The sequence below is a fragment of the Vibrio marinisediminis genome (assembly GCF_014050145.1).
Lineage (GTDB): Bacteria > Pseudomonadota > Gammaproteobacteria > Enterobacterales > Vibrionaceae > Vibrio > Vibrio marinisediminis.
Genome location: NZ_JACFYF010000010.1, coordinates 15763 through 42064 on the forward strand (window position 1 = coordinate 15763; position 26302 = coordinate 42064).

A 26302-nucleotide genomic window follows, 5' to 3' on the forward strand; every position below is an offset into this window, starting at 1 on the left:
TTTTTTGTGTTCTTAGCATAGATAAAACTGGGTTAGCGGAATTGACCAACCTCAGGTAGAAACTCAAATCCGGCAGTGGCTAATTTAGTTTGTAAAGCTTGTTTATCAATATCGAAAAACTTAACCAGTTCATCAAGATCACCGGCGAAATCATCACGTAACTTTAAGTTTATGATGCTCATCAGCATGATAGGATCCATGCTTTCAAATTTAGCCAAATCCATATTTAGTCCTCAAAATCTGAAATTAACAGATTTGCAGCGGCGAAAGCGGCTTTTTCACGTACTGATTTATCGAGAGTTGTATCGGCTGCAATTTCATTTAATGTACGCACCGCACAGGTAATAGCTTGTGGGATGTAGCCTTGATCACCACTACCAATCTGCGCGTATAGCTCGCGCACTAAATCACAACAATCGTAAACTTTCATCGTTTTACTTCCAATTAAATGAGAACTTATCTCAATATACACATAGTGTTTGGCAAACTCAAAGGTTGAGATTGCGCTACCTCAAGGCTTAGTCTGAGTTGGACTAAATTTGTGCAATCGAAAGCGGAATCCGCAGCCAAGACCAATAAAAATCAATGGTTAAGTTGCATTTCAAGCTGCTGAGTCACTTCCGGAGCTAAGTTAAGCTGCTTTGCTAATTCTTGTAGATAAGCTTTTTCCATAAAGTTTTGCTCGTCGATGATGATCAATGAGGCAAGGTACACTTCAGAAGCTTGTTGTGGTGTCGTAGCAAGTTGAGCAACTTGGCTTGGATCGAGCGGCTTATTGAGCTCTTGATGGATCAACGTTTTAAGTTGTTCGTCGGCACCTGCCTGCGCTATGGCCGTTTCAATATGCTTCATTTCTGTTTCGTCAACGTGCCCATCGGCTTTTGCTGCGGCGATCATGGCTTTGAGAATCAACTGTTCATGAATACTATTTTGAGCGTTAAAAGTGTCATTGCTTGGTGTTGCCGGGCTGGTTTGGCTTGCTTGCCAGTCGTTATAAACTTTATAAGCCAACGCACCAAGAGCTGCTGCGCCGCCGACTTTTAAAGCATTCTTACCGACTTTTTTACCCATCTTCTTACTCTTTTTTGACCCCATCAGTAGGTTGACTAAACCGCCACCAACCGCGCCAGCTCCGAGAGATTTGAGTGTGCTTGACGTTGATGAGCTTTTTAGTTGCTGTTGTCCTTGGCGAACAATGTCAGAGCTGAGAGCCTGATTAAGCAAAGATTTGATATCCATAATTACCTCAATTAATTGATGCCGAAACTGACGAGTTTGTGGTTAGTCTTACTGTAGCAAACAAAGAATGAACAGAAGATTAATAGCAATACGCGAAGCAGATGGAAGAAGTTTGAACTTTTAGGCAATAAAAAAGCGAACGTAATGTTCGCTTTCTAAATTAGAAATAAAGAGGTGCTATTCGGGGGCGTAGCCATGCATATGAAGTTGTTCACCATCTAAAAACGCTTTGCCTTCGCGCATCTCTAGACGATCTTCAACAAACCATTTTGCAACCATAGGGTAGATTCGGTGCTCTTGGTTTTGCACGCGCTCAGTTAGGCTTTCGACATTGTCTTCGTCAAAAATAGGCACTTTGGCTTGTAAGATCACTGGACCACCATCAAGTTGCTCAGTCACAAAGTGAACGCTGGTACCATGCTCCTCATCACCAGCGTGGATAGCACGTTGATAGGTATTTAATCCAGGATATTTTGGCAGTAGAGAAGGGTGAATATTGATCATACGACCAAGGTAATGGCGTACAAACTCACCACTTAATATTCTCATATAGCCAGCAAGGATGATTAAATCAGGCTTGAATCCATCAATTTGGCGCATCAATTCATGATCAAATGCATCACGAGTATCGAATGCCTTAGGATCGAGAAACACTCCAGCTGCGCCAGCTTTTTTGGCACGCTCAAGCGCATAAGCTTCCGCTTTATTTGAGAAAACCGCGGTAACTTTGCCGTGCGTGATGTTTGCATCGCAGGCATCAATGATTGCTTGAAGGTTGGTACCGTTTCCGGAAACTAAAACTACAATACTCTTCATAAGTTAGATGATCTCTACTTGCTCTTCACCTGCTTGAGCAGGTGCAATTTTGCCGATAACCCATGCATTCTCGCCTTCTTGCTGTAAAAGTTTTACAGCGGCATCAGCTTGGTCAGCAGGAAGAGCAACGATTAAACCGACACCACAGTTAAATGTACGGTACATTTCATGTGTGGTGACGTTACCTTGCTCTTGTAGCCAATTGAAAATAGCAGGCCATTGCCAGCTATTGCCTTCAACGACCGCTTTCGTACCTTGTGGTAATACGCGAGGGATGTTTTCCCAGAAACCACCACCAGTAATGTGCGAAATCGCATGAATGTCATGCTCTGCAATCATTTTAAGTGCTGATTTGATGTAAATCTTAGTCGGTTCAAGAAGGTGTTCACCAATAGTGCGACCTTCCAGCTCTTGATTAATATCGGCAGCGGATACTTCAAGAATTTTACGGATTAGAGAGTAGCCGTTTGAGTGTGGACCACTAGAGCCAACAGCGATAAGTGCATCACCAGCCGCCACTTTAGTGCCATCAATGATGTCTTCTTTTTCTACGACACCCACGCAGAAGCCAGCAACATCGTAATCTTCGCCTTCGTACATGCCCGGCATTTCTGCTGTTTCACCGCCGATAAGGGCACATCCAGCTTGTACACAACCTTCTGCAATACCTGAAACAACATCAGCTGCAGTATCAACATCTAACTTGCCAGTTGCGTAGTAGTCTAAGAAAAACAGCGGTTCACCACCTTGTACGATAAGGTCGTTGACACACATAGCAACCAGATCGATACCTATGGTGTCATGTTTGTTCATATCCAACGCAAGGCGTAGTTTGGTGCCCACCCCGTCGGTACCAGACACTAACACAGGCTGCTTATACTTGGTTGGCAGTTCGCAAAGCGCACCAAAGCCACCAATACCACCCATAACTTCTGGGCGACGAGTACGTTTTACGGCACCTTTGATACGATCGACAAGTGCATTACCTGCATCGATATCAACGCCAGCGTCTTTATAGCTTAGAGAAGTATTATTGCCACTCACGGGAAATCCTCGGTCTAGTAAGTTGGATATGAGAAATCGGGCGCTATTCTAACAGTGGATAAACTGCAATAGCAAACGTTTGCGCTAGTTTTTTATCTTACACTAGATCAAGAAATGTCGCGCGAAATCGTTTATAATCTGAAGGTTTATTTAAAGAAAACCAAAAAGCCGGAGATGGACATGAAAGTTGTTGAAGTAAAACACCCTCTTGTAAAACACAAAATTGGTCTTATGAGAGAAGGTGACATCAGCACGAAACGCTTCCGTGAATTAGCGACAGAAGTTGGTAGCCTACTAACTTATGAAGCAACCGCGGACTTTGAAACAGAGAAAGTAACCATTGAAGGCTGGAATGGTCCAGTTGAAGTTGATCAAATCAAGGGTAAAAAAGTTACAGTAGTGCCGATTCTACGTGCTGGTCTTGGCATGATGGACGGTGTACTTGAGCATATGCCAAGCGCACGTATCAGTGTTGTAGGTGTTTACCGTGATGAAGAAACACTTGAGCCAGTACCGTACTTCAATAAACTAGCATCAAACATCGACGAGCGTATTGCGCTGGTTGTTGACCCAATGCTAGCGACGGGTGGTTCAATGATCGCAACGATCGATCTTCTAAAAGAGAAAGGTTGTCAGTCAATCAAAGTACTTGTACTTGTTGCTGCTCCTGAAGGTATTGAAGCTCTTGAACGTGCGCACCCTGAAGTTGAACTTTACTGTGCTGCAATCGATGAGAAGCTAAACGACAAAGGTTACATCGTTCCAGGTCTAGGTGACGCGGGCGATAAAATCTTCGGTACTAAGTAATAATACCAAGCAATGAAAAAGGGGAGCGTTTGCTCCCCTTTGTTTTTCGGCTTATAAATGACAGCTTAAATGGCTATCATTTTTAATACTGCGATCTTGCTAGCTGCCAGCGATTATTTTTTCAAACCCAAGGTGCCACCGACTCGAGGTTGGTTGCTTGGTCTTGCTTGCTCACCATTACGCTTTGGCTTTTGGAAAGGTTTTCCTTTATTCGCTGAAGATGCACCGCCAGAAAATCCACCGTTTGAAGAAGAGTGATTGCGTCCTTTCTTCGAGTTTGGTGCATGACGAAACTCATCGGCATTTCGACCTTTGAAAGTACGTTCTTTTTGATTACGACGAGCAGTCGATGTTTGGTTTTCTTCACGGCTATCAAATAGCTTAGCATCAGTCGCTTTACGAATGTGCTTACCTTTTGAATCAGTTTTTGATGCTTCTTCTGTGCTAACGGAACCTTCACACATAGCATGAATTTCATTTATTTCGGCATCGGTTAGATAGCGCCAACGACCATTGGGAATATCATCTAAGGTAATGTTCATAATGCGCACACGGCGAAGCTTGAATACTTCATAACCCAGTGCTTCACACATACGGCGAATTTGACGGTTTAAGCCTTGAGTTAACACAATACGAAACGAGAACTTAGTCTCTTTGCTGACTTTACAAGGCAGCGTGACAGTATCGAGGATCTCCACACCAGAACCCATACGGCGAATAAAGTCGTCGGTGATTGGTCTATCTACACGAACAACATACTCTTTTTCATGGCTATTGCCGGCTCGTAGGATTTTATTAACGATATCACCATCGTTAGTGAGGAAAATCAAACCATCAGAGGGTTTATCCAAACGTCCAATCGGGAAGATACGTGATTTATGACCGATAAAATCAACGATGTTGCCCGGAATATCACGCTCGGTAGTACACGTAATACCGGTTGGCTTATTTAAGGCAATATAAATCGGTTTTTCTTTAGACTTTAGCGGTTTGTCATCGATGCAAACATCATCACCAGGCATGACTTTGGTGCCCATCTCTGGAATCTTGCCATTAATGGTGACACGACCTTGGTCAATTAGCTTGTCTGCTTCGCGACGCGAGCAGTAGCCAGTTTCACTGATGTATTTATTTAAGCGTTTAGCATTATCTTGTGACATAGGGTTTCTCTCAACGTTTCCCAACGGCAAATGTAGATCGTCATGTTTATCCGTACCATGACGTAAATCGATAGCCGGCGATTGTAACAGCCGTTTGGCGATTAGCCCATTCGTTTTTGATGACGTTCTCGGTTGTCTAATTTTTTCTCTTCACTCTTGCGTAGCAGTATATAGACCGCCCCCGTCCCACCATGAAATTGCTGCGTACTGTGCACACACTGAACATCGCTGATTTGAGTCAACCAATGCGCAACATAGCTCTTCATTAAAGCGGGTGGGTTAGAGCGTTCTCCGCGTCCATGAATAATGATGACGGTTCGAATATCCATGCGCATGCATTGCTTGAGGAAGTTGACTACTTCATCACGCGCCTGTGTTAACGTTTTACGATGTAAGTCGAGTTTTGCTTGGATAGGGTATTTAGCCAAGCGAAGTTTGCGATAAACGCCGTCTTGAACACCATTGCGTTTAAACGCAATGACATCGTCAGGTTTGAGCATTGGCGCATTATCTAAGGACAGATATTCAGGATCGTGTTTAGTTAATGAAACCGCGGCTTCTCGCTTAGCAAGCTGAGCTTCACTGACTTGGTGAGATTTTTTAAGTTCAGCGGTGTCATTTTGCAGGGGTTTTACATCCCCCATCATTTGTTGGAATAAGTCGAAGTCGTCTTGAGACATAACGGCATCTCAGGGTAGGAGTTCAATAACGTTATTATACCTACTCTAATCACGGTTTGATCATATTTTCTAAATAGAACAGATAAAAAACCGAAGTAGACAGGAAATCTACTTCGGTGCAAAGCGCTTGGCTACTAAATAGCTCAGCTTAGCGATTCTAGTGAGGAGATTTGTCAGTCATTACCTTGTAAATGAAGAAACCGCCATAAAATAGCATTAGACCTAAAGTGACAAATATAACGATCATTGACGATAGTCCAACTGCATTACCAAAAAGGAGATCGAGCCAAAAGTCCATGTTTCCTCCAAAGTTCCGAAGACAGAACTAAGGTTAACTTTTGAGCCGAAAAAGATACTGATCTGGATCAATTGTTTATTCAAGGTTACGAAAATGTTCCTTTCGGTGTGTTTTTGGTCACAATTTGTAGCCCGTTGATGTTGTTTTAGGCAAACGAACCGGATCCGCGAATAAAGTGAGTAAAATCACTTGTGTTGCGCGCGATAATCCGTAATATACACATCCGTTGACGGGCAATAAGCCCGAATAAAACATCTCGGTGAATAGCGCAGCTTGGTAGCGCATCTGGTTTGGGACCAGAGGGTCGGGGGTTCGAATCCCTCTTCACCGACCATATTAAGAAAAAGGCTCTGTAGCAATACAGAGCCTTTTTCGCATCTGGACAATAGGTATTGTGAATTTTGCTAGCGCTTTGGGCTAGATCTGCAGCATCTCTTTGACCAAATCACTTTTAATTAAACCTATATGCAAAAGCCGTAGTGGCAACACTACGGCTTTGTTGTATTTAACCAGCCAATAAATGCAGCTAGTACTTAAATTCGCAATTCGCGGGGGTGCTTTTTGAGCGTTGAGTCACTGTAAACCCTTGGGCTTGTAGAAGTTCAAGTAGACTGTCTCTACCAAGTAAATGTAGGGCGCCAACCACAACTAAATAGTTGCCTTCATGATTAGGAAAGGGGGCGCCACTTGCGAGTTGCTGTGCCCAATCTCTATTGCGCTCAAACATAAACGCTTCTTCTAACTCTGATGACATCTCAGAAAGCTCAGCAAACTCGTTGAGTTTATTTATGTCACCATGCTTCCAGCTCTTAATTAAGCAATGGGCTGCCTCTTCGGTATGATCAAAGTCTTCGATAGCACTCAACAGCAGCTCTTCTCCGCCATTGGGTAGTTGAGCGAGTAGGTTGATTTGGAACTGCATTGTTTCAAGGCTATACACGGGTTTGCCTTGTGCTGATGCCTGACTTAGTAACCATAAATCCACACCGTCTTGTGCTTTGTAGCCTAAATACTCGACAAGCTTCATCTGGATGGTGAGTGCGCTTGCCCATGGCGGAGCGAGTAACAGTTGTTGGTCGTTTAATCCGAGTAACTTTGCGATACCGATGAGTTCTTTTCTTTCGGCTTCATTGACCACTTGTTGGCTGGTTATTGAGGTCTGCGGGTATTGCACGCCTGAACTATTACGAATATCCGTTTCTACAACGATGCCATCAGAATGCTGTAGGAATGAGGTTAGATTTGTTGGCAATGGGTACATACTGTCATCACCCACATGGACGGAACCGGTGATAAGGTAATTCAATTTCCCTTTACTGGCTTGCCAATAAAGAGGCTCAGCCGTTGCAAAGGTTGATACCAATATTAATAGAAGGCAGTAGATGAATTTCATGGTATTCCCTAATAGACAAAGTCGGTGTCAGGCAGCAAGTTATTCTACCTAAGCATGAACGGGAAGTCGGTAGTTGGCAATATGTGAGATCCACAGAGATTATAAAGACGGTTTGATTGATTAGTTTTCTGGATGAAAAAAGCATAAGTTAATGAAAACTAAATTCTCGGTGTGAAATAACTCGCATTTTTATCTGTTGTCTTTGTCTTTATTTTTGTCTTTCGGCTGTCGTCATTCGCTGTTTAGATACAAAAAAGCCCGACGTATGCGCCGGGCTAAATTTTCTATCTGTTTATCTTAAGCGATTTGAGCTTGCTGCTCTTCAATCTGCTGCTCGGTGCTCATTGGTGATTCGGCACCATGCATCCAGCGAACAAGAGTGTTTGAGAACAATAACAGGATCACGCCACTAACGGTCGCAGTGACAGCGATGCCACTGAAGATAGCAAGTGCACCTAGTTCTCCTACGTGAGAGCCCACATAGCCCGCAACGTAGTTTGCGATAGCATTACAACCAAACCATGCACCCATCATTAATGATGCTAGGCGTAGTGGAGCCAGTTTGGTCACAAGAGACAGACCAATTGGTGATAGGCATAGCTCACCAAGTGTGTGGAAGAAGAAGGCACCAACTAACCACATCATTGATGTTTTCACTGTCGTGTCACCACCTTGCTCCATTACCGCACCCATCATGCATAGGAAGCCTAGTGCTAAAAAGAACATTGCCATTGCAAATTTCACTGGTGAGTTTGGTTCGCGTTTACCTAGTTTTACCCATAACACTGCAAGTACTGGAGCAAGAGTAATGATGAAGAATGGGTTAAGTGATTGGAACCAAGCCGCAGGTATTTCAAAGCCACCAATCATACGGTCAGTATATTGCTGAGTATAAATATTCATCAAACCGCCAGCTTGTTCAAAACCAGCCCAGAAGACGATAGTAAATAAGCTCATTACTAAGATAACTTTAATGCGGTCGAATTCTTCTTTGGTTAGCGGCTCTTTCTTAGAAGAGTTCTTATGTGCAAGGTCACGCTTTGCTGCCGGTTCACGACCAATATCACCAAGCCATGATTGCGCCAAGCTCATTTGCATTACTAGGCTCATCAGCATACCAATACCAGCAGCGATAAAGCCGGCTTTCCAACCAAATTCATTGGTGACAGAGCCTGAGATTACGCCAGCAAGTAGTGCACCAATGTTGATACCCATGTAGAAAATAGTGAATGCACCGTCACGACGGTTATCACCGTCTTTATATAGGTGACCTACCATGGTTGAGATGTTTGGCTTAAACAGACCATTACCGGCAATAAGTAGCGCTAGACCAAGGTAAAAGCTATGCAATTCACTCAGTCCAAGCATACCTGAAGGTATAGCAAGGGTGAATTGACCGATCGCCATTAAGGCTCCACCGATCAAAATTGAGCGGCGCTGACCTAGGTAGTTATCTGCTAACCATCCACCAATCAGTGGAGTGATATAGACGAGTCCAGTATAGATGCCGTAGAGATCTAGAGCATCTTTAGTCGACCAACCTAAACCGCCGTTTAAAGTAGTGTCTGTTAAATACAGTACTAATATTGCGCGCATTGCGTAATATGAGAATCGCTCCCAAAGCTCTGTACCGAAAAGTAAGAACAGCCCTCGAGGGTGCCCAAGAATTTGATGGTGCTGTGTTTGCATAAATTTTACTAATAGTTTTTGTTAAAGAATATTATGTGGAAACATCTATACCGTAGAATATTTCATATTGCAAATTATTAATTTGTTAGTTTTTGCATAAATTTTGTGACAACTGTATGTTTTTTGGTGCTTTGTATCAGCAATAGAGGAGATTTTAGTGGGAGTAAATCTTAGGTTTCATATTTGGTGAACTGTTAGAAATCAATACTTTCCTGTTACTCAGTTGATGTAAAAAGGGGCGCTAGAGCGCCCCTTTCATGTTGGTGTTAATTTAACTTAATAAGCGTCGTTGTGAACCGCTTTTACTGCGCGACCAGATGGGTCTGCACAATCTTTAAACGATTCATCCCATTCAATGGCTTTTGCAGACGAACAAGCAACAGAAGGACCACCCGGAACACACTCAGCAGCTGAAGGCAGCGGGAAGAGTTCTTCAAAGATTTCACGGTATACGTAACCTTCTTTGGTCGTTGGGGTATTGTATGGGAAGCGATACGCTGCCGTTTCTAATTGCTGATCGGTCACTTTCTCTTCAGCAACTGATTTTAGAGTGTCAATCCAGCCGTAGCCAACACCATCAGAGAACTGTTCTTTCTGGCGCCATGCAATTGCTTCAGGTAAGTAGTGTTCAAAACACTCACGCAAAATGTGTTTTTCCATCTTGCCGTTGCCACACATCTTATCAGCAGGATTTAGTCGCATTGCAACGTCAATAAACTCTTTATCTAGGAATGGTACGCGTCCTTCAACACCCCATGCCGCCAGAGATTTATTTGCACGAGCACAGTCGAACATGTTCAGCGCAAGCAGTTTACGCACGGTTTCTTCATGGAACTCTTGTGCGCTAGGTGCTTTATGGAAGTACAAGTAACCACCAAAGATTTCATCGGCGCCTTCACCTGATAGCACCATCTTGATGCCCATAGCTTTGATTTTTCGTCCCATTAGAAACATTGGTGTTGATGCGCGAATAGTGGTGACATCGTAAGTTTCAATGTGGTAAATCACATCACGAATCGCATCCAGACCTTCTTGAATGGTGTAGGTCATTTCATGGTGAACAGTGCCAATTTGTTCTGCCACCTCACGTGCTGCTTTAAGGTCTGGCGCACCATCTAAGCCGATCGCGAATGAGTGTAGTTGTGGCCACCACGCTTCTGATTTTTCATCATCTTCGATACGCATAGCAGCAAAACGTTTTGCTACAGCAGAGGTAATCGATGAGTCGAGACCACCAGAGAGTAAAACACCGTAGGGTACGTCGGTCATCAACTGACGTTTTACCGCCGCTTCTAAAGCTTCAGTCAGCTCTTCTTTGCTTGATAGGTTGTTCTGAACGGCAGCGTATTCGTTCCAATCTCGGATGTAGTAGCGCTGTGGTTCACTGTCTGTGCTGCCATAGTAACTACCTGGAGGGAATTCACTAATGGTTTTACAAACCGGCACGAGAGCTTTCATCTCAGATGCAACGTAGTAGTTACCATGCTCATCGTAGCCTTGGTACAGAGGAATAATACCAATGTGGTCACGACCAATCAGGTATTGGTCTTTCTCTTCGTCATACAGAACAAAGGCGAAGATACCATTAAGCTCTTCGAGTAATGCTTCACCCATCTCTTGGTAAAGCGCCAAGATGACTTCACAATCAGAGTCGGTTTGGAAGTCATATTTGCCTTCGTAACGAGCGCGAATCTCTTTGTGGTTGTAGATCTCGCCATTCACGGCGAGTATGTGTTTGCCATTTGGGCTGTAGATAGGCTGTGCACCACTATTTAAACCAACAATTGCCAAACGCTCATGGGCAAGAATGGCGTTGTCTGAAGTGTAGATACCTGACCAATCCGGACCGCGATGACGTAATTTCTTAGACATCTCAAGAGCCACTGGGCGTAATTGGGTAGCATCACTTTTTATATCTAAAATGCCAAAAATTGAACACATACTAATCCCTTATGTAAACTGTATTTATCTGTTACCTATAAATTTGCCATTATGGTTAAAAAAATCAACCGTAAACGATAAAAAAAATAATGAAACAACAACTCGATTAAATAATATTTAATATATTTCTATAATGTTAAAAAAAATCCACCCAAAGGTGGATTTTTGTCTGTTTATCATTCTTGAGGCGATGAAAAGTTAATCGATTTAAACTTTTTGAAACTGAGGTTTGAGCTGTTCGCATACATTTCCGGCAAAACCACTCCCAGCTTCGCTATAAATGTTAAATGCGGCATCGACGCCATTTTCAATTAAGGTATCAATTTGATCTTGATACTCTGCAATCGCAGCGATTTGTCCTTGATAGTTGCGAAGCTGTAGCTGTTCTAATGCAGTTTGGTTACCTTGATGGTGAGGCATTGCCAGCAGAACAAGTTTTACATTGGCGGTATCAAGGATTCGCTCCCAAAAATCAGGGTCAGTTGCATCACCTTCAATGACATTTCGACCGAGAGTTTGATGAACAATGGCTGCCTCTTCGCGAACTTCAATACCTAAGCAAATATTTCCGTATCGATTTCTCAACTCATCGTAGGCTCCGGTGCCTATTCTGCCCATACCAAGAATAAGCACTTGTGCACTACCTGGATTAATTAATTGATCACGCTGGTGGAGTTTTTCAGCGGCATGCTCTTTTAACCAACGACCTGAGCGCTGGTACAGTTCATGACCTTTACGATTGATTGGGGCTGCGATAACAAAAGAAATTGACACTGCAATGGCGAGTGCAACAAGAATATCACCGCTCATCCAGCCCATCTTGAAAGCTAAACCACTGACGATAAGACCAAACTCACTAAAATTGAATAAGCTTAAAGAAGCCAGCAGTGAGGTGCGAACGCGGAATTTGAACGCATTGAGCACCAAAAAGTAGAGCACACCTTTTAATGGCAGCAGCAATAGGAACAATAGTGCTAAAGCAAAACCCGTTAAGGTAGGTTGTTCAGATAGGCCAATATTGAGGAAGAAGCAGACGAGAAATAGCTCTTTGAGATTAAATAGGGATTTAGAAAGCTCAGAAGCTTTTTTATGTCCGGCGAGTAACATACCTAATATCAATGCGCCGAGATCGGCCTTCATGCCGACCAGTTCAAATAACCCAGCCCCGACGACCAGAGCAAAGAAGATCCCAAACAACACCAGCATTTCACCGTGTCCAACCCAATCAAGCAGTTTGTAAAACAGCGGTCTGAGCAGTGGGAGAGCAAATAGGGCAATGGCATACCATTCCGGCAGTTTTCCGGTTGAAGCGGTGAGGAAAATTACGGCAAAAATGTCCTGCATAACCAAAATACCAATGGCCAACGTGCCATAGGTAGCATTCATTTCACCTTTTTCTTGCAAGGATTTTACGGCAAACACCGTACTGGAAAACGATAGTGCAAAACCTAACAGAACAATTTGTTCCAAATTCATTGATGCAATCGTACTCACTCCAAGCACTTTAAGTAGCAACAGTGCGAGGCTGAATAAAGCGGTAGAGAGCAAGTTATGGACGGTAGCACCTGCCCAAATCTCTTGGGAAAGTAGGGTTTTGATATCCAGTTTTAGACCAATGGTAAACAGAAGAAGGGTTACGCCGAGATCAGCCAGCGTAATAATGGTGTCATTGGAGCTAAAGCCAAGGGCGTTTAAGCCAAAACCTGCGAGCAAGAACCCTACCAATGGTGGGAGGTTGCATTTCAGGGAGAGAAAACCTGCAGCAAATGCCGCGGTGATTAAGATAAGTTCCATACAATTAAAATCATAACATCCATAAAAATGAAAAGGCTACGTCACAGACGTAGCCTTATATTCTAACGCAACAATTTGCTTAATCTATCAATCTTCAAGCAATTTTTGTAACAAAACGCCGTTTAACATTGCTCTTTTGATCATTGCAAACGCACTTAGCGTCGGTTGCTTATCTATTTCTGAGGCAACAATAGGAAGATCGGTATGGAAAGTCGTTAACGATTGGTTTTCCACATTACGTCTAATTGCCGGGAAAAGGATATCTTCGCATGAGGTGATATCACCAGCAATGATCACTTTTTGCGGGTTAAACAAGTTAATAGTAATAGCGACAGCTTTACCGAGTTGGTTACCTACACGTACTAAACTTTGTTTTGCCAGTTCATCGCCTTGGTTTGCATGCTCGCACACCTCTTTGATGGTGATGGAATCTAACTGAGCCAAACTAGACTCATAGCCTTGTGCGATGAGTTTTTTAACGCGATCGACAATGGCAGGGTTGGCTGCCACAGTTTCTAAACAACCAAAGTTACCACATTGGCACTGTTCACCAAGGGGATCAATTTGAATGTGACCAATTTCGCCGACGTTACGGTTAAAACCAAGGAAGACTTGACCATTAACAATAATACCGGCACCCGTACCACGATGTACACTGACTAAGATTGAGTCTTGGCAATCTTTGCTTGCGCCAAAGTAGTGTTCAGCTAATGCCATGCCACGTACATCATTGCCGACAAAACATTCAACATGGAATGTATTACGGATCAAATCACCGAGCGCTAAGTTGTCGACGTTGATATTTGGCATATATTCAACAACCCCAGATTCAGGGTTAACTAAGCCAGGTAACGCGACACCAATCGCGATCAGCTGATTGATATTCGATTGGTTGTATTGAATAAAGTTCTTAAGAAACAGCAGCAGACCGTCAACCAACTCACCTTGAGTGGTGTAGTAGAACTCCTGGTAATCGTTAGCAAGCTCTTTGCCGCCAAGATCAAAAAGACTGAACTGAATATAGTCTCGACCTAAACGCACAGCAACTGAGTGAAAAGGCTCCACTTCAGTGGTTAATGATATTGCGCGACGACCACCAGTAGAGGCCTGCTGAGCGACCTCTTTAACAAGACCGCGTTCAAGCAATTGGCGGGTGATTTTTGTCACGCTAGCTGGCGCTAATTGGCTAACATCAGCCACTTGGATCCTAGAGATAGGACCTTGTTGGTCTATTAGCCTGTAAACCGCTGCACTGTTTAGTTGTTTAACTAAATCTACGTTACCTATTTGTCCGCCATTCATGTTTACACTTGCTCGTATTGTCCGTTAACAATATTCGCTTGGATAGTGAAGTCACGATCAAAGACAGTCAGGTTAGCCACCATACCTTTTTTGATACGACCAAGTTTGTGGTCAACACTGATTGCTTTTGCAGGATACAGAGTAGCCATGCGTAGAGCTTCATCCAAAGCGATTCCGACGTGCTCAACCGTATTTTGCACTGCTTCAATCATAGTGAGTGCTGAGCCGCCAAGTGTGCCATTTTCATCAACACACTTACCATCACGGTAATATACTTTCTTACCTACAAAAATAAAGTATTCCATGTCAGCACCTGCAGGAGCTGTGGCGTCGGTCACTAATACTAATTTTTCGCCCTTAATTTTGTGAGCGATTCGAATATTTGCGTAATCGACATGGAAACCATCAGCGATGACACCTGCGTAAACATCTGATGTATCGTAAATTGCGCCAACAACACCAGGCTCACGACCGACAATTGGTGTCATAGCGTTGAATAGGTGCGTAGCAAAAGTAATACCGTGTTCAAAGCTTTGGCGAGCTTCAGCATAAGTTGCGTTGGTATGACCAATAGAGACTACGATACCAGCCTTATGTAGGCGCTCAATGTGTGCTGAGTCGTTATGCTCAGGTGCAAGAGTCACTTTCGCGATCACATCAGCGTTGTCGCAAATAAAGTCAATCATGCTGTCATCCGAAGGGCGGATGTAGTCCACGCTATGGATGCCTTTTTTGGCAACGTTTAAATATGGACCTTCCAAGTGAAGACCAAGTGAATGGTTTTGGTGTTTCGCGTGGTAATCACGAGCAGCTGCAACCGCTTGGCGCATATTTTCATCAGATGAAGTGATAAGCGTCGGTAGGAAGCTTGTACAGCCAGATTTTAAGTTAGCGTCATGCATGATCTGAATGGTTTCAGCGGTGATTTCGTCGTTAAACATCACGCCACCACAACCATTTAGCTGTAAGTCGATAAATCCAGGGCTGAGGTTTGCACCATGAAGATCACGAACGTCGATGTCCTTTGAGAGTTCAGCAACTGGGCAAACAGACTCGATAAGACCGTTATTAATGATCACAGCATGGTCAACAAGAACATCGTTGCCTGTGTATATTTTACAGTTAGTTAGCGCATACATGATTAGCTAATCCTTATGGGTTGAAATCTGGAAATTTATGGTCTGTTTAATTGAAGATTGTTTCCTCACTTTTACTTAATTCGTGAACTTCAATTAGACCGCAAAATATCTTTAGCAAAGGATGATTTTGTCCTCTATTAGCTCTACTTATGTGCTTTCCGTCGCGAAAAAAATCCATTGTAATTTATAATAATGTCATAACGCTTGAAGCCTTGCTCCATCAGACTTTAGTCTTGATATGAGCTCACATCAGTAGCGGAAATAATATCTGCTATTTGCTATTTTTTTGAATTGTAAAATAAGTTTTATGATCTCGCTAGCAAAAACCTTCGATCATGGTCTTTTCTGGTGATTATGATCACAAATGGTAAGGTTTTAATTTGCGGAGCAAAATTAATGGCATAAACTGACTTCGACTAAATTGAGCAACATAAAAAAAGTAGCTCGGCCAAAATACAAATCCTATAGGGGGAACTTAAGGTGAATATTCTTGGATATGCACAGAAGCTAGGTAAAGCGCTTATGCTACCTATCGCAACGCTTCCAGTTGCGGCGCTTCTACTACGTTTGGGTCAAGGCGACCTGTTAGATATTCCGTTTATGGCACAAGCTGGTGGTGCAATTTTCGGTAACCTTCCACTATTATTCGGTCTAGGTATCGCGATCGGTCTTTCTAAAGACGGTAACGGTGCTGCTGGTCTTGCGGGTGCGGTTGCGTACTTCGTACTAACAGCAACGGCAACAACAATTAACGCTGACGTTAACATGTCATTCTTTGGTGGTATCATCGCTGGTATCATCGCGGGTCACTCATACAACGCTTTCCATACTACACGTCTTCCTGAGTGGCTAGCGTTCTTCGCTGGTAAGCGCCTAGTACCAATCATGGCAGGTCTGTTTGCTCTGGTTGCTGGTGCGGTATCTGGTGTTGTATGGCCTTCAATTCAAGGCGGTCTTGACGCACTAGCACACGCAGTATCTACTTCTGGCGCTGTTGGTCAGTTTGTATACGGTACTCTTAACCGTGCTCTTATCCCTGTCGGTCTACACCACGTTCTTAACTCGTACTTCTGGTTCGGTATGGGTACGTGTCAAGAGATCGTAGTTGCAGGTTCTGCTGGCTTTGAAAGCTTCAAGCAACTTTGTGTTGACCCAGCTCTAGCGAAAACTCTAGTAGTTGGTCAAGAGTACACATTTGAATTTGCTAACTCTGTAACTCCTGAAATCACTGCAGTTGTTAAAGAAGTAACTGAAACAGTTAAATCTGGTGACCTACACCGTTTCTTCGGCGGCGATAAGTCTGCTGGTGTATTCATGAACGGTTTCTTCCCAGTAATGATGTTTGGTCTACCTGGTGCTGCACTAGCTATGTACCTAGCAGCTCCTGCTGAGAAACGTAGCCAAGTTGGTGGTGCACTATTCTCTGTAGCATTCTGTTCATTCCTAACGGGTATTACAGAGCCGCTAGAATTCATGTTCGTATTCCTAGCTCCAGCTCTATACGCAATGCACGCGGTATTTACTGGTCTATCTCTAGTAGTAGCTAACATGTTCGGTACTCTGCACGGCTTCGGCTTCTCTGCAGGTCTAATCGACTTCCTACTAAACTGGGGTCTAGCGACTAAACCACTAGTTCTACTACTTATCGGTCTAGGTTTCGGTGCTCTATACTTCTTCACATTCAGCTTCGCAATCCGCGCTTTCAACCTGAAATCGCCAGGTCGTGAAGATGATGACGAAGCAACAGCAGCGCCAGCTGGTGAAGCAGTAAAAGGTGACCTAGCTCGTCAATACCTAAAAGCTCTAGGTGGTCACGACAACCTAACTTCAATTGACGCTTGTATCACTCGTCTACGTCTTACTCTAAAAGACCGCTCTGTAGCTAACGAAGATGTTCTTAAGAAGCTTGGTGCGAAAGGTGTTGTGAAACTAGGTGAAAATAACCTACAGGTTATCCTTGGTCCTCTAGCTGAAATCGTCGCTGGCGAAATGAAAGCTATCGGTGCTAACGAAGACCTATCTGATGTAAAACTTCCATAATAACCAAAAGTTAGAATGTTAGTGTGAAAGCCTCCTTCGGGAGGCTTTTTTGCGTTTGCGCACATATAAAACTTGGACTGGTTAAATAACCATCATTCGTGTGTGATTATTTCTCAATATTAGGTCAGTTCTAGTTGTGTCTTGTGCAAGAATTGTGGATGATAAGTCGCTATATGCTCTGAGAAGTTTACTTATGCTCTTGGAGCCTTTTTTTTCTGACAATACTAAAATATCTGAGGTGCTATAGATGAGTGAAGCTGAAGCTCGTCCATCGAATTTTATTCGCCAAATCATTGATAAAGATTTAGCAGATGGTACACACACAAGCGTGCATACTCGTTTCCCGCCAGAGCCAAATGGCTACTTGCATATCGGTCACGCGAAGTCAATTTGCCTAAACTTTGGTATTGCTCAGGACTATCAGGGTAAGTGTAATCTACGTTTTGATGACACAAACCCAGAAAAAGAAGACGTTGAATACGTTGAGTCAATTAAGAATGATGTGTCTTGGTTAGGCTTCGAGTGGGATGGTGAAGTGTGTTATTCATCAGACTACTTCGATAAGCTGTACGGGTACGCCGTGGAATTAATTAACAAAGGCTTAGCGTATGTTGAAGAGCTAAGTCCTGAGCAGATCCGTGAGTACCGTGGCACACTTACCCAACCAGGTAAGCCAAGCCCATACCGTGACCGCAGCGTAGAAGAAAACTTAGCGCTATTTGAAAAAATGCGTGACGGTGGCTTTGAAGAAGGTAAAGCATGTCTTCGTGCGAAAATCGATATGGCGTCATCGTTTATCGTAATGCGCGATCCTGTTATCTACCGCGTGCGTTTTGCTTCTCACCACCAAACGGGTGACAAGTGGTGCATTTACCCAATGTACGATTTCACGCACTGTATTTCTGATGCGTTAGAGCACATTACTCACTCTATTTGTACGCTTGAGTTCCAAGACAACCGTCGTCTATACGATTGGGTTCTTGAGAATATCACTATTGACTGTCAACCACGTCAGTATGAGTTCAGCCGTCTAAATCTAGAATACACAGTGATGTCTAAGCGTAAGCTTAGCCAACTAGTGACTGAGAAATTGGTTAATGGCTGGGATGATCCACGCATGCCGACTATCTCTGGTCTACGTCGTCGTGGTTTCACGCCTTCGGCTATTCGTGAATTCTGTAAGCGTATTGGTGTGACTAAGCAAGACAACATGATCGAAATGAGCTCTCTAGAGTCATGTATTCGTGATGATCTTAATGAAAACGCACCACGCGCAATGGCGGTACTTGATCCAGTTAAAGTTGTAATTGAAAACTTCGAAGAAGGTAAAGTTGAAACTTTAACGGTTGCTAATCACCCGAACAAACCAGAAATGGGCGAGCGTGAAGTTCCGTTCACTCGTGAAGCTTGGATTGAGCGTGAAGACTTCCGTGAAGAAGGCAACAAGAAGTACAAGCGTTTAGTACTGGGTAAAGAAGTTCGTCTACGTGGCGCTTACGTGATCAAAGCTGAGCGTGTTGAAAAAGACGCTGAAGGCAACATCACGACAATCTTCTGTAGTTACGATAACGAGACGCTAGGTAAAAACCCTGCGGATGGTCGTAAAGTGAAAGGTGTAATCCACTGGGTATCTGCTGATAAAGCACTGCCTGCTGAGATCCGTCTATACGACCGCCTATTTACAGTGCCAAATCCAGCGGCAGCGGATAACTTTGCTGAAACAATTAACCCAGATTCACTGGTTGTATTGAATGGTTTCGTTGAACCAAGTCTTGCAACAGCAGAAGTGGAGAAAGGTTACCAGTTCGAACGTATGGGTTACTTCTGTGCTGACGCGAAGGAATCTTCAGCGGATAAGCTTGTATTTAACCGTACAGTTGGTCTTCGTGATACTTGGGCAAAAATTGACGCTCAATAATCATTAAGCTGATAGAAAAAATGCCAGTCTATTGACTGGCATTTTTGTATTTAGCATTCCAACAAAGGTAAAAAAAGCGCCTGATTAGGCGCTTCTTAAATGTTTATTTTGCTTTGTGTGCATCAGGGTTTTCTTTGCACGTACCATCACCACATTTGCCGTATAGGTATAGGCTATGGTTAGTCAGCGTTACATTATACTTTGCAGCAATTTCACGTTGACGCTCTTCGATAACGTTGTCAGAAAACTCGATAACTTCGCCACAATCAAGACATACTAAGTGATCATGATGGTGTTGAGTTGACAGTTCAAATACTGATTTACCACCCTCAAAGTGGTGACGGGTTACGATGCCTGCATCATCAAATTGGTTCAAAACGCGATAAACCGTCGCTAGACCAATCTCTTCCCCTAGATCGATCAGTTTTTTGTACAAATCTTCAGCACTGATGTGTTGGCAGTCAGGTTGCTGTAATACTTCTAAAATTTTCAGTCTAGGTAAGGTTACCTTTAGACCAGCATCCTTAAGCGCTTGATTATTGTCTGACATATACTTTCCCGTTGATGATCTGCGGCATTTAACAGAATTCAATATTCCTACCATTATAGGGCAGGTTACCTTAACAATAAACCACGAAGTTCAAGGGGTTACTTATATTTATTATAAAGTTGTGTGGTGTCACGGATAAAACTGGTCTGATTAGTTACAATTTATTAACTTTTGTTTTTCTGCATGGATGCATATTTCTATGAGTTCTTTATTTTCAAGGGTTTATAAGCCTGGCTTTGTTCGCTTTGCCCTTAATAGTTGGCCTCCTTTTTGGGGGAGTGGGATAAAAATCCTCTCTATTAGTGCCGATTTTCGTCAAGTTAAGGTGAGATTAAAGTTACGTTGGTGGAATAAAAATGCCAACCGTACCCAGTATGGTGGCAGTATTTTTTCTCTTACTGATCCTGTCTATGCTTTGATGTTGATGGGTATTTTAGGTGAGGAATATTATGTCTGGGATAAAGAGGCGAGTATCAACTTTATCAAACCCGGCAAAGGGGATTTATTTGCAGATTTTGAATTGCACAGTGCTCAGTTAGATCAAATCTATCAAGAAACTCATGGTGGCGATAAGAGCTTTCCTGAGTTCGTTGTACATGTGAAAGATCAGCAAGGCACGGTGGTCGCGGAAGTTGAACGTAAGCTCTATGTGCGCAAAAAACCGAAATATCGTGAAGACGGTGAAGTGAGTGAAAGTCGCGCATAAAAAAACCTCCGTAAAGGAGGTTTTTTTGAAATTAGCCTTCTAGCTCTGCTAGGCACATTTCTTCATAGATTTGCTTACACCAGTTTTTAACGCGATCATCGGTCAATTCTGGTTGACGGTCTTCGTCGATACATAGACCTACAAATTGGCTATCGTCGCCTTCTACTAGTGCTTTAGACGCTTCGAATTCATAGCTTTCAGTAGAGGTGTTACCAAGGATAGTACCGCCTTTTGACTCGACGATGTCACGTACTGTACCCATTGCATCACAGAAGTACTCTGCATAATCTTCTTGGTCACCACAACCGAAGATCGCAACAAGTTTGGTAGAAAAGTCGACTTGCTCAAGCTCAGGGAAGAAGTCATCCCAATCACATTGCGCTTCACCGTAGTACCAAGTAGGGATACCAAGTAAAAGAAGATCAAAGTTATTAATGTCTTCTTTGCTGCTTTTCGCAATGTCTTGAACGTGAACTAGTTGCTTGCCTAATTCTTTTTGAATCATCTTTGCAACAGCTTCAGTGTTACCTGTGTCGCTACCAAAGAAGATACCTACACTTGCCATAGATTCATTACCTTTAATATTGTCTACTTACTAGCATCTAAAATAAGGGGGGTAGTCTATTAGCCTAAACCTGTACCTTCCCAGCTCAACTGAATCAGCCCTTTCGCGACAAATCCAGCACAACCGAGAAACAGTACCAACCATACTATTCTACGACCAAAAGTAGGAACATTGCCGGCGTGAAGTACATCTTTTATCGCCATACCAATCAGAAAAAAGACCGAGGCGAATAATAGATCGAGACCAATAGACTCAAGCATGTTCATGTAGTCGTAAAGCATGATATCCCTTTATGCCAATTTACTTGCGCTGCACTATACCACTGTTAAAAGCCAAAGTTAATGTGGAAGCTTCTCACTTTGTCGTTATGCAATAAATTTACGAATGGTTCGGAGCACTTCGTCAGGTTTTTCTGCGTGTAACCAGTGACCAGTATTGGCAATAATATGCGCTTTTGCTTGACTAAATTGAGCTTGGATCTGTGGTTGGTGCTCAGCAAGCAAATAGTCGGAATTCGCCCCTTTAACAAACAATGTTGGCGTATTGATGGTTTGAATCGTTTCCCAGCCGAGAATGTCTTGATAATTGTCCAACAAGTTTTGTACGTTAAATCGCCACGCCAAATAGTCATCATGCTTGTATAACGATTTACTCAAAAACTGGCGCACACCTTCCAGTTCGATATGTTGCGCTAAAAGTTCAAGAGCTTCTTTACGACTGCTTGGCTTTGCCGCTTCGACGGCTTGTAAACCAGAAAAGACATTACTGTGTCGATTTTGAGTGTAATGCACAGGTGCCATATCCAATACAACGAGCTTTTCAACCATGTGTTCAAGCAATTCAGCCACTTTGATCGCGACTTTGCCACCCATTGAGTGACCAACCAGCGTAAAGCGTTCAATCTTAAGATGCAGTAATAATGCTTTCACATCTTCGGCTTGAGCTTGGTAGTTGTGCTGCGTTGAATGGAATGATTGTCCATGGTTACGAAGATCAACGCTAACAACTTGATGATCCTGCTTTAAATTGCGCGCAAGCAGACCAAGATTATCAAGATTACCGAATAATCCGTGGATCAATACTATGGTGTGACCCTCACCTTCGAGTTTGTAGTTGAGCAGTTGTGACATTTTATCTTATTCGTGACTGGTTTAACGTAGAGTCTAAGAGAAGATCTCGCTATAATCGCCACAGAGTTTAAACATAGAGATTGTGAAAAGCGAATGAAAACAATTGAGGTTGATGAGGATCTATACCGTTACATCGCAGGTCAAACCCAACACATTGGTGAGAGTGCTTCAGATATTTTACGTCGTTTATTGAATGTCGATGGTAAAGTTTCTGCAGAAGCACCATTAGTCATGACCCCACCAAAAGGTATTGTGGTAAGTAAAGACGCTGTGAAAGACGTGCAGGTAGATTACGTAAAAGAAATGCGTTCTCTGTTAATCTCGGATGAGTTTGCTGGTCTTAAGAAAGCGATTGATCGCTTTATGATGGTATTGTCAACTTTGCACCGTCTTGACCCAGAGGGCTTCTCTGAAGCGACTCAAGTTAAAGGTCGTAAGCGCGTATACTTTGCAGAAGACGAGCAAACATTGCTAGCGAGTGGTAACACAACTAAACCAAAAGCGATTCCAGCATCACCATTTTGGGTGATCACCAATAATAACACTAGTCGCAAAAGACAAATGGTTGAGCAACTGATGTCTCGCATGAGTTTCCCTGCGGATTTGATTGAGAAAGTGGCTAACTCAATCTAATTCACAAAATTAACAGCCTCATAATTCGCTAAGTTTTATGGGGCTTTTTTTATATACCCGAGCATCTCGAGGTTACTTGTTTATTTAGAAAGGATGTCAAAATGGCTATGCACCCACGAGCTGGACAAAAGGCTCAGCAGAAGGATCTGCACAATATCCCTGCGTTAGTCTCTAATTATTTTCTCCTGCAACCGGAACCGAGTAATCCAAGCCACAGAGTTGAGTTTGGTACATCAGGTCACCGTGGTACAGCAGATAAATCAAGCTTCAATGAGAACCATATTTTAGCTATCGCTCAAGCTATCGCTGAAGTGCGTGCTGAGCAGGGGACAACAGGTCCGCTATTTGTAGGTAAAGACACTCATGCTCTGTCAGAACCGGCATTTTCAAGTGTGGTTGAAGTGTTGATTGCCAATGATATCGAGGTGATTGTCCAGGAGAATAATGGCTATACGCCAACGCCTGGCGTCTCGCATGCTATTTTGACTTATAACCTCGCTCATCATGATAAAGCTGATGGCATTGTGATCACGCCATCACATAACCCACCGCAAGACGGCGGCATCAAGTACAATCCAACTCATGGTGGACCTGCTGAAGACTCGCTAACCAAAGCGATTGAGAACCGTGCCAATGCACTGATTGCTGAGGAGCTACAGGGTGTTCAACGCATGCCTTTGGCTCAAGCGAAAGCATCACCACTGTTCAAACAAATCGATTTGGTGAAGCCATACATTGATGATCTGGTCAATGTTATCGATATGCAGGCGATTCAAAAAGCGAATCTAAAATTGGGTGTCGATCCATTAGGTGGCAGTGGCATTGATTACTGGCGCCAAATTGCCAAGGCGTACAGCCTTGATCTTACGTTAGTCAGTGAAGCGATTGATCCGACCTTCCAGTTTATGTCATTGGATAAAGATGGCGTAGTACGTATGGACTGTTCATCACCTTACGCAATGGCGGGCTTACTTGCGCTAAAAGATGATTATGATCTCGCGTTTGGTAACGACCCTGATTATGATCGTCATGGTATTGTTACCGCGAAAGGTTTGATGAATCCAAACCATTTCCTAGCGGTATGTATTGATTATCTTTACCGCCACCGTCAAGGTTGGGGTAGTGATGTTGCGGTAGGTAAAACGCTGGTTTCTAGTGCTTTAATTGACCGTGTTGTGGCTGATCTTGGACGTGAGTTGTGTGAAGTCCCAGTTGGCTTTAAGTGGTTTGTTGACGGCCTTTATAGCGGTAAGTTTGGCTTTGGTGGCGAAGAGAGTGCGGGTGCCTCATTCCTTCGTAAAGATGGCACACCATGGGCGACAGACAAAGACGGCATTATTCTGTGTCTTCTCGCAGCTGAGATCACGGCGGTTACAGGCAAGAACCCTCAGCAGTACTACGAAGAACTGGCAGCCAAGCATGGTGAGTCGCAATACAACCGTATTCAAGCGGTCGCCAATGGTCCTCAAAAAGAGGTGCTGAAGAAGCTTAGCCCTGAGATGGTTGCTGCTGAAACGCTTGCGGGCGACACCATCACTGCTCGTTTGACTCATGCGCCTGGTAACGGTGCGGCAATCGGTGGTCTTAAAGTAACAACGGAAAACGGTTGGTTTGCTGCGCGTCCTTCTGGCACCGAAGATATCTACAAGATCTACTGTGAAAGCTTTAAAGGTGAAGCACACCTAAAGCAAATAGAAGCTGAAGCGCAAGAGATCGTTAATCAAGTATTTAAAGACGCCGGGCTGTAAACTGCTGAGCGTAATTCAATGTTTGAACATAAAGGCAACCAAGAGGTTGCCTTTATTTATTTGGCCAGCAGTCAGGTACCACAAACCAGAACTGCCCATCCGCTGTTTGTCCATGAATGAATCTATCTCTGTTTGGTTTGATTTGCTTAGCGTGGTCATCTTTGCCGGTAGCCCAGCGAACTTTTGGTAGCTCATACAACGCTTGCGGGATCTGATCCGCTTGAGAGTAATAACACCAATAACCATTCATTTGACTGGAATTTAGTTTATGACCTAAGCAGTGATTGGGCGGTTGTTCGTCATGGAATGGATTGATGTAAAGCCGCCCTTGCATCAATAGATGATGGGCATCGACGTTTAACTCTGGGTACTGTTGTCGGAAAACGTCACTGTTGGACATCGCCAGTTGATGGCTAAGCATTCGATGCAATTTCTTGTCGAGTTGATCATGTGCGTTGGGACCATACCAAACACCTTGATGCAGCAAATAGAATTTGACTGCCACTTCCCAATGTTCGATATGTTGATTGAGTTGATTCGCTATAATCAAGTCTATCGCACCCAACGTTTTTCCCTGCTCAGACAACTGAACCTCTTCAAGCAGCACCTTGTAGTGAGGGCTCGATTCAAATGCTTGTGTGCAAAGATGCTGATAGACAAAGCCTAGCCTTGAGTTGCCTTGATAAATGGCGTCACTATTGAGTGGCAATGGTGACAGAGAGCGTAAATCACAGAAAACCTCATCGTGCTCAATAAGGTTCGGGCTGGTGGTAATCCAGTTATAAAAGTCAGTTAGAGCACTCATGTTAGCTCACTATCAAAAGGTAGGGTTTGTTTCGACATTCCATAGTGAAGTTGTTATAACTTCGCTTAAGTCAGGATACTGGAAAGTAAGATGAATAATCTACAACTAGAAAAATTACTTAACGAAAAACTCTCAGCGCAACTGATCAAAGATTACAGCCCAAACGGTCTGCAAGTTGAAGGTTGTGTGGAAATCAATAAGATCGTCACAGGTGTCACGGCATCACAAGCTTTGATTGATAAAGCGGTGGAGTTAGGTGCCGATGCGCTATTGGTACATCACGGTTATTTTTGGAAAGGTGAGCCTGAGCCGATTCGCGGTATGAAGGGTAAGCGAATCCGCACTCTGATTAAAAACGATATCAATTTGTTGGGTTATCATTTACCGCTTGATATTCATCCTGAGCTTGGTAATAACGCTGAGCTTGCGCGTCTACTGGAAATTGAGGTTGAAGGTGGTCTAGAAGGGCATCCTCAATCGGTAGCCATGTACGGGCGCCTAAAACAGCCACTAACGGGCGAACAACTCTCGCAACGTATTACCCAAGTATTATCACGAACTCCGCTGCACATCGCGCCAGAGAACGCAGAAAAGCTTATTGAGACAATAGGTTGGTGTACTGGTGGCGGACAAGATTATATAGAACTTGCGGCTCAACATGGTCTTGATGCGTTTATTTCCGGTGAGATCTCTGAGCGCACAACTTACACGGCGCGTGAACAAGATATCCATTATTTCTCTGCAGGACATCACGCGACAGAACGCTATGGCATTAAGGCGTTGGGCGAGTGGTTAGCAAGCGAACATGGGTTTGATGTCACTTTTGTTGATATCGATAATCCAGTGTAGCCACTCAATATCGCCACTTCGAAATGACAATAGCGGCTAAAATACGCGTGCAGTAA

General features: G+C 43.4%; 26 protein-coding genes and 1 tRNA gene. 8 read left to right on the forward strand and 19 right to left on the reverse strand.

The window, feature by feature from the left end:
* Positions 1 to 32: 32 nt before the first annotated feature.
* From H2O73_RS14755 to purM, 5 genes are all read right to left on the reverse strand, one after another.
* Positions 33 to 224 (reverse strand): DUF4250 domain-containing protein, encoded by a 192-nt coding sequence (locus H2O73_RS14755; protein WP_182109632.1) that lies wholly within the window; start codon positions 222 to 224, stop codon positions 33 to 35.
* A 2-nt stretch (positions 225 to 226) separates the two neighbouring features.
* Positions 227 to 430: a YaeP family protein gene (locus H2O73_RS14760; protein WP_182109633.1), complete on the reverse strand. Its 204-nt coding sequence runs from the start codon at positions 428 to 430 to the stop codon at positions 227 to 229.
* A 152-nt stretch (positions 431 to 582) separates the two neighbouring features.
* Complete coding sequence (locus tag H2O73_RS14765; protein ID WP_182109634.1) at positions 583 to 1239, reverse strand: tellurite resistance TerB family protein; 657 nt, start codon at positions 1237 to 1239, stop codon at positions 583 to 585.
* A 177-nt stretch (positions 1240 to 1416) separates the two neighbouring features.
* Entirely contained in the window at positions 1417 to 2055 is a 639-nt protein-coding gene (gene purN, locus H2O73_RS14770) for a phosphoribosylglycinamide formyltransferase (RefSeq protein WP_182109635.1), read from the reverse strand.
* A 3-nt stretch (positions 2056 to 2058) separates the two neighbouring features.
* Positions 2059 to 3099 (reverse strand): phosphoribosylformylglycinamidine cyclo-ligase, encoded by a 1041-nt coding sequence (purM, locus tag H2O73_RS14775; RefSeq protein ID WP_182109636.1) that lies wholly within the window; start codon positions 3097 to 3099, stop codon positions 2059 to 2061.
* A 180-nt stretch (positions 3100 to 3279) separates the two neighbouring features.
* On the opposite strand from purM, the gene upp reads away from it, so the two are divergent.
* A complete protein-coding gene (upp, locus tag H2O73_RS14780; protein ID WP_182109637.1) occupies positions 3280 to 3906 on the forward strand; it encodes a uracil phosphoribosyltransferase in 627 nt (208 codons plus the stop codon).
* 113 nt (positions 3907 to 4019) lie between these two features.
* Here the strand turns inward: upp and rluF are convergent, their stop codons facing one another.
* The 3 genes from rluF to H2O73_RS14795 all read right to left on the reverse strand — a co-directional run bounded on the left by rluF (position 4020) and on the right by H2O73_RS14795 (position 6044).
* Positions 4020 to 5066 carry a 23S rRNA pseudouridine(2604) synthase RluF gene (gene rluF / locus H2O73_RS14785; protein WP_182109638.1) on the reverse strand — a complete coding sequence of 349 codons (1047 nt, stop codon included), beginning with the start codon at positions 5064 to 5066 and terminating at the stop codon, positions 4020 to 4022.
* A 101-nt stretch (positions 5067 to 5167) separates the two neighbouring features.
* Complete coding sequence (gene smrA / locus H2O73_RS14790; RefSeq protein ID WP_182109639.1) at positions 5168 to 5746, reverse strand: DNA endonuclease SmrA; 579 nt, start codon at positions 5744 to 5746, stop codon at positions 5168 to 5170.
* A gap of 157 nt (positions 5747 to 5903) precedes the next feature.
* A complete protein-coding gene (locus tag H2O73_RS14795) occupies positions 5904 to 6044 on the reverse strand; it encodes a DUF3149 domain-containing protein (protein ID WP_182109640.1) in 141 nt (46 codons plus the stop codon).
* 257 nt (positions 6045 to 6301) lie between these two features.
* On the opposite strand from H2O73_RS14795, the gene H2O73_RS14800 reads away from it, so the two are divergent.
* Positions 6302 to 6378: transfer RNA gene (locus H2O73_RS14800), tRNA-Pro, on the forward strand.
* Between the two features lie 192 nt (positions 6379 to 6570).
* Here H2O73_RS14800 and H2O73_RS14805 read toward each other — a convergent pair.
* The 6 genes from H2O73_RS14805 to nagA form a co-directional block, all read right to left on the reverse strand.
* On the reverse strand, positions 6571 to 7437 hold the full coding sequence (locus tag H2O73_RS14805; protein ID WP_182109641.1) for a TraB/GumN family protein: 867 nt from the start codon (positions 7435 to 7437) through the stop codon (positions 6571 to 6573).
* Positions 7438 to 7734: 297 nt separating this feature from the next.
* Complete coding sequence (locus H2O73_RS14810; protein WP_182109642.1) at positions 7735 to 9126, reverse strand: peptide MFS transporter; 1392 nt, start codon at positions 9124 to 9126, stop codon at positions 7735 to 7737.
* Positions 9127 to 9402: 276 nt separating this feature from the next.
* A complete protein-coding gene (asnB, locus tag H2O73_RS14815; RefSeq protein WP_182109643.1) occupies positions 9403 to 11067 on the reverse strand; it encodes an asparagine synthase B in 1665 nt (554 codons plus the stop codon).
* 207 nt (positions 11068 to 11274) lie between these two features.
* Positions 11275 to 12861 carry a cation:proton antiporter family protein gene (locus tag H2O73_RS14820; RefSeq protein ID WP_182109644.1) on the reverse strand — a complete coding sequence of 529 codons (1587 nt, stop codon included), beginning with the start codon at positions 12859 to 12861 and terminating at the stop codon, positions 11275 to 11277.
* Positions 12862 to 12948: 87 nt separating this feature from the next.
* Positions 12949 to 14163, reverse strand: coding sequence for a DNA-binding transcriptional regulator NagC (gene nagC, locus H2O73_RS14825; protein WP_182109645.1), 1215 nt, complete (start codon positions 14161 to 14163; stop codon positions 12949 to 12951).
* 2 nt (positions 14164 to 14165) lie between these two features.
* On the reverse strand, positions 14166 to 15302 hold the full coding sequence (nagA, locus tag H2O73_RS14830; protein WP_182109646.1) for an N-acetylglucosamine-6-phosphate deacetylase: 1137 nt from the start codon (positions 15300 to 15302) through the stop codon (positions 14166 to 14168).
* Between the two features lie 480 nt (positions 15303 to 15782).
* Here nagA and nagE point away from each other — a divergent pair, with 480 nt between their 5' ends.
* Both nagE and glnS read left to right on the forward strand, forming a co-directional pair.
* Positions 15783 to 17342 (forward strand): N-acetylglucosamine-specific PTS transporter subunit IIBC, encoded by a 1560-nt coding sequence (gene nagE / locus H2O73_RS14835; protein ID WP_182109647.1) that lies wholly within the window; start codon positions 15783 to 15785, stop codon positions 17340 to 17342.
* 247 nt (positions 17343 to 17589) lie between these two features.
* Positions 17590 to 19260, forward strand: coding sequence for a glutamine--tRNA ligase (gene glnS, locus H2O73_RS14840; protein ID WP_182109648.1), 1671 nt, complete (start codon positions 17590 to 17592; stop codon positions 19258 to 19260).
* Positions 19261 to 19363: 103 nt separating this feature from the next.
* Here glnS and fcrX read toward each other — a convergent pair whose 3' ends face one another.
* Positions 19364 to 19810: a ferric iron uptake transcriptional regulator FcrX gene (gene fcrX / locus H2O73_RS14845; RefSeq protein ID WP_182109649.1), complete on the reverse strand. Its 447-nt coding sequence runs from the start codon at positions 19808 to 19810 to the stop codon at positions 19364 to 19366.
* 199 nt (positions 19811 to 20009) lie between these two features.
* Between fcrX and H2O73_RS14850 the strand changes: the two genes are divergently transcribed.
* Positions 20010 to 20516, forward strand: coding sequence for a DUF4442 domain-containing protein (locus H2O73_RS14850; RefSeq protein ID WP_182109650.1), 507 nt, complete (start codon positions 20010 to 20012; stop codon positions 20514 to 20516).
* 31 nt (positions 20517 to 20547) lie between these two features.
* Here the strand turns inward: H2O73_RS14850 and fldA are convergent, their stop codons facing one another.
* The 3 genes from fldA to H2O73_RS14865 form a co-directional block, all read right to left on the reverse strand.
* Entirely contained in the window at positions 20548 to 21081 is a 534-nt protein-coding gene (gene fldA, locus H2O73_RS14855) for a flavodoxin FldA (RefSeq protein WP_182109651.1), read from the reverse strand.
* A 59-nt stretch (positions 21082 to 21140) separates the two neighbouring features.
* Entirely contained in the window at positions 21141 to 21362 is a 222-nt protein-coding gene (locus tag H2O73_RS14860) for a DUF2788 domain-containing protein (RefSeq protein ID WP_182109652.1), read from the reverse strand.
* A gap of 84 nt (positions 21363 to 21446) precedes the next feature.
* Positions 21447 to 22211, reverse strand: a complete 765-nt coding sequence (locus tag H2O73_RS14865) for an alpha/beta fold hydrolase (RefSeq protein WP_182109653.1) — start codon at positions 22209 to 22211, stop codon at positions 21447 to 21449.
* A gap of 93 nt (positions 22212 to 22304) precedes the next feature.
* On the opposite strand from H2O73_RS14865, the gene seqA reads away from it, so the two are divergent.
* Together seqA and pgm are read left to right on the forward strand one after the other, a co-directional pair.
* On the forward strand, positions 22305 to 22844 hold the full coding sequence (gene seqA / locus H2O73_RS14870; protein ID WP_182109654.1) for a replication initiation negative regulator SeqA: 540 nt from the start codon (positions 22305 to 22307) through the stop codon (positions 22842 to 22844).
* 101 nt (positions 22845 to 22945) lie between these two features.
* Positions 22946 to 24592, forward strand: coding sequence for a phosphoglucomutase (alpha-D-glucose-1,6-bisphosphate-dependent) (gene pgm, locus H2O73_RS14875; protein WP_182109655.1), 1647 nt, complete (start codon positions 22946 to 22948; stop codon positions 24590 to 24592).
* Positions 24593 to 24644: 52 nt separating this feature from the next.
* Here pgm and H2O73_RS14880 read toward each other — a convergent pair whose 3' ends face one another.
* Positions 24645 to 25397 (reverse strand): DUF1853 family protein, encoded by a 753-nt coding sequence (locus H2O73_RS14880; RefSeq protein ID WP_182109656.1) that lies wholly within the window; start codon positions 25395 to 25397, stop codon positions 24645 to 24647.
* Between the two features lie 90 nt (positions 25398 to 25487).
* Here H2O73_RS14880 and H2O73_RS14885 point away from each other — a divergent pair, with 90 nt between their 5' ends.
* Positions 25488 to 26246: a Nif3-like dinuclear metal center hexameric protein gene (locus tag H2O73_RS14885; RefSeq protein WP_182109657.1), complete on the forward strand. Its 759-nt coding sequence runs from the start codon at positions 25488 to 25490 to the stop codon at positions 26244 to 26246.
* Positions 26247 to 26302 lie beyond the last annotated feature (56 nt).

Bases quoted from the DNA above. Each gene is read 5' to 3' on its own strand.
- glnS (WP_182109648.1), top strand. From the start codon at position 17,590: ATGAGTGAAGCTGAAGCTCGTCCATCGAATTTTATTCGCCAAATCATT.
- H2O73_RS14810 (WP_182109642.1), bottom strand. From the start codon at position 9,126: ATGCAAACACAGCACCATCAAATTCTTGGGCACCCTCGAGGGCTGTTC.
- H2O73_RS14760 (WP_182109633.1), bottom strand. From the start codon at position 430: ATGAAAGTTTACGATTGTTGTGATTTAGTGCGCGAGCTATACGCGCAG.
- H2O73_RS14865 (WP_182109653.1), bottom strand. From the start codon at position 22,211: ATGTCACAACTGCTCAACTACAAACTCGAAGGTGAGGGTCACACCATA.
- nagC (WP_182109645.1), bottom strand. From the start codon at position 14,163: ATGAATGGCGGACAAATAGGTAACGTAGATTTAGTTAAACAACTAAAC.
- H2O73_RS14850 (WP_182109650.1), top strand. From the start codon at position 20,010: ATGAGTTCTTTATTTTCAAGGGTTTATAAGCCTGGCTTTGTTCGCTTT.
- seqA (WP_182109654.1), top strand. From the start codon at position 22,305: ATGAAAACAATTGAGGTTGATGAGGATCTATACCGTTACATCGCAGGT.
- H2O73_RS14795 (WP_182109640.1), bottom strand. From the start codon at position 6,044: ATGGACTTTTGGCTCGATCTCCTTTTTGGTAATGCAGTTGGACTATCG.
- smrA (WP_182109639.1), bottom strand. From the start codon at position 5,746: ATGTCTCAAGACGACTTCGACTTATTCCAACAAATGATGGGGGATGTA.
- H2O73_RS14880 (WP_182109656.1), bottom strand. From the start codon at position 25,397: ATGAGTGCTCTAACTGACTTTTATAACTGGATTACCACCAGCCCGAAC.
- nagA (WP_182109646.1), bottom strand. From the start codon at position 15,302: ATGTATGCGCTAACTAACTGTAAAATATACACAGGCAACGATGTTCTT.
- H2O73_RS14805 (WP_182109641.1), bottom strand. From the start codon at position 7,437: ATGAAATTCATCTACTGCCTTCTATTAATATTGGTATCAACCTTTGCA.
- upp (WP_182109637.1), top strand. From the start codon at position 3,280: ATGAAAGTTGTTGAAGTAAAACACCCTCTTGTAAAACACAAAATTGGT.
- pgm (WP_182109655.1), top strand. From the start codon at position 22,946: ATGGCTATGCACCCACGAGCTGGACAAAAGGCTCAGCAGAAGGATCTG.
- H2O73_RS14860 (WP_182109652.1), bottom strand. From the start codon at position 21,362: ATGCTTTACGACTACATGAACATGCTTGAGTCTATTGGTCTCGATCTA.
- asnB (WP_182109643.1), bottom strand. From the start codon at position 11,067: ATGTGTTCAATTTTTGGCATTTTAGATATAAAAAGTGATGCTACCCAA.
- fcrX (WP_182109649.1), bottom strand. From the start codon at position 19,810: ATGTCAGACAATAATCAAGCGCTTAAGGATGCTGGTCTAAAGGTAACC.
- rluF (WP_182109638.1), bottom strand. From the start codon at position 5,066: ATGTCACAAGATAATGCTAAACGCTTAAATAAATACATCAGTGAAACT.
- H2O73_RS14885 (WP_182109657.1), top strand. From the start codon at position 25,488: ATGAATAATCTACAACTAGAAAAATTACTTAACGAAAAACTCTCAGCG.
- fldA (WP_182109651.1), bottom strand. From the start codon at position 21,081: ATGGCAAGTGTAGGTATCTTCTTTGGTAGCGACACAGGTAACACTGAA.
- H2O73_RS14820 (WP_182109644.1), bottom strand. From the start codon at position 12,861: ATGGAACTTATCTTAATCACCGCGGCATTTGCTGCAGGTTTTCTCTCC.
- purN (WP_182109635.1), bottom strand. From the start codon at position 2,055: ATGAAGAGTATTGTAGTTTTAGTTTCCGGAAACGGTACCAACCTTCAA.
- H2O73_RS14755 (WP_182109632.1), bottom strand. From the start codon at position 224: ATGGATTTGGCTAAATTTGAAAGCATGGATCCTATCATGCTGATGAGC.
- H2O73_RS14765 (WP_182109634.1), bottom strand. From the start codon at position 1,239: ATGGATATCAAATCTTTGCTTAATCAGGCTCTCAGCTCTGACATTGTT.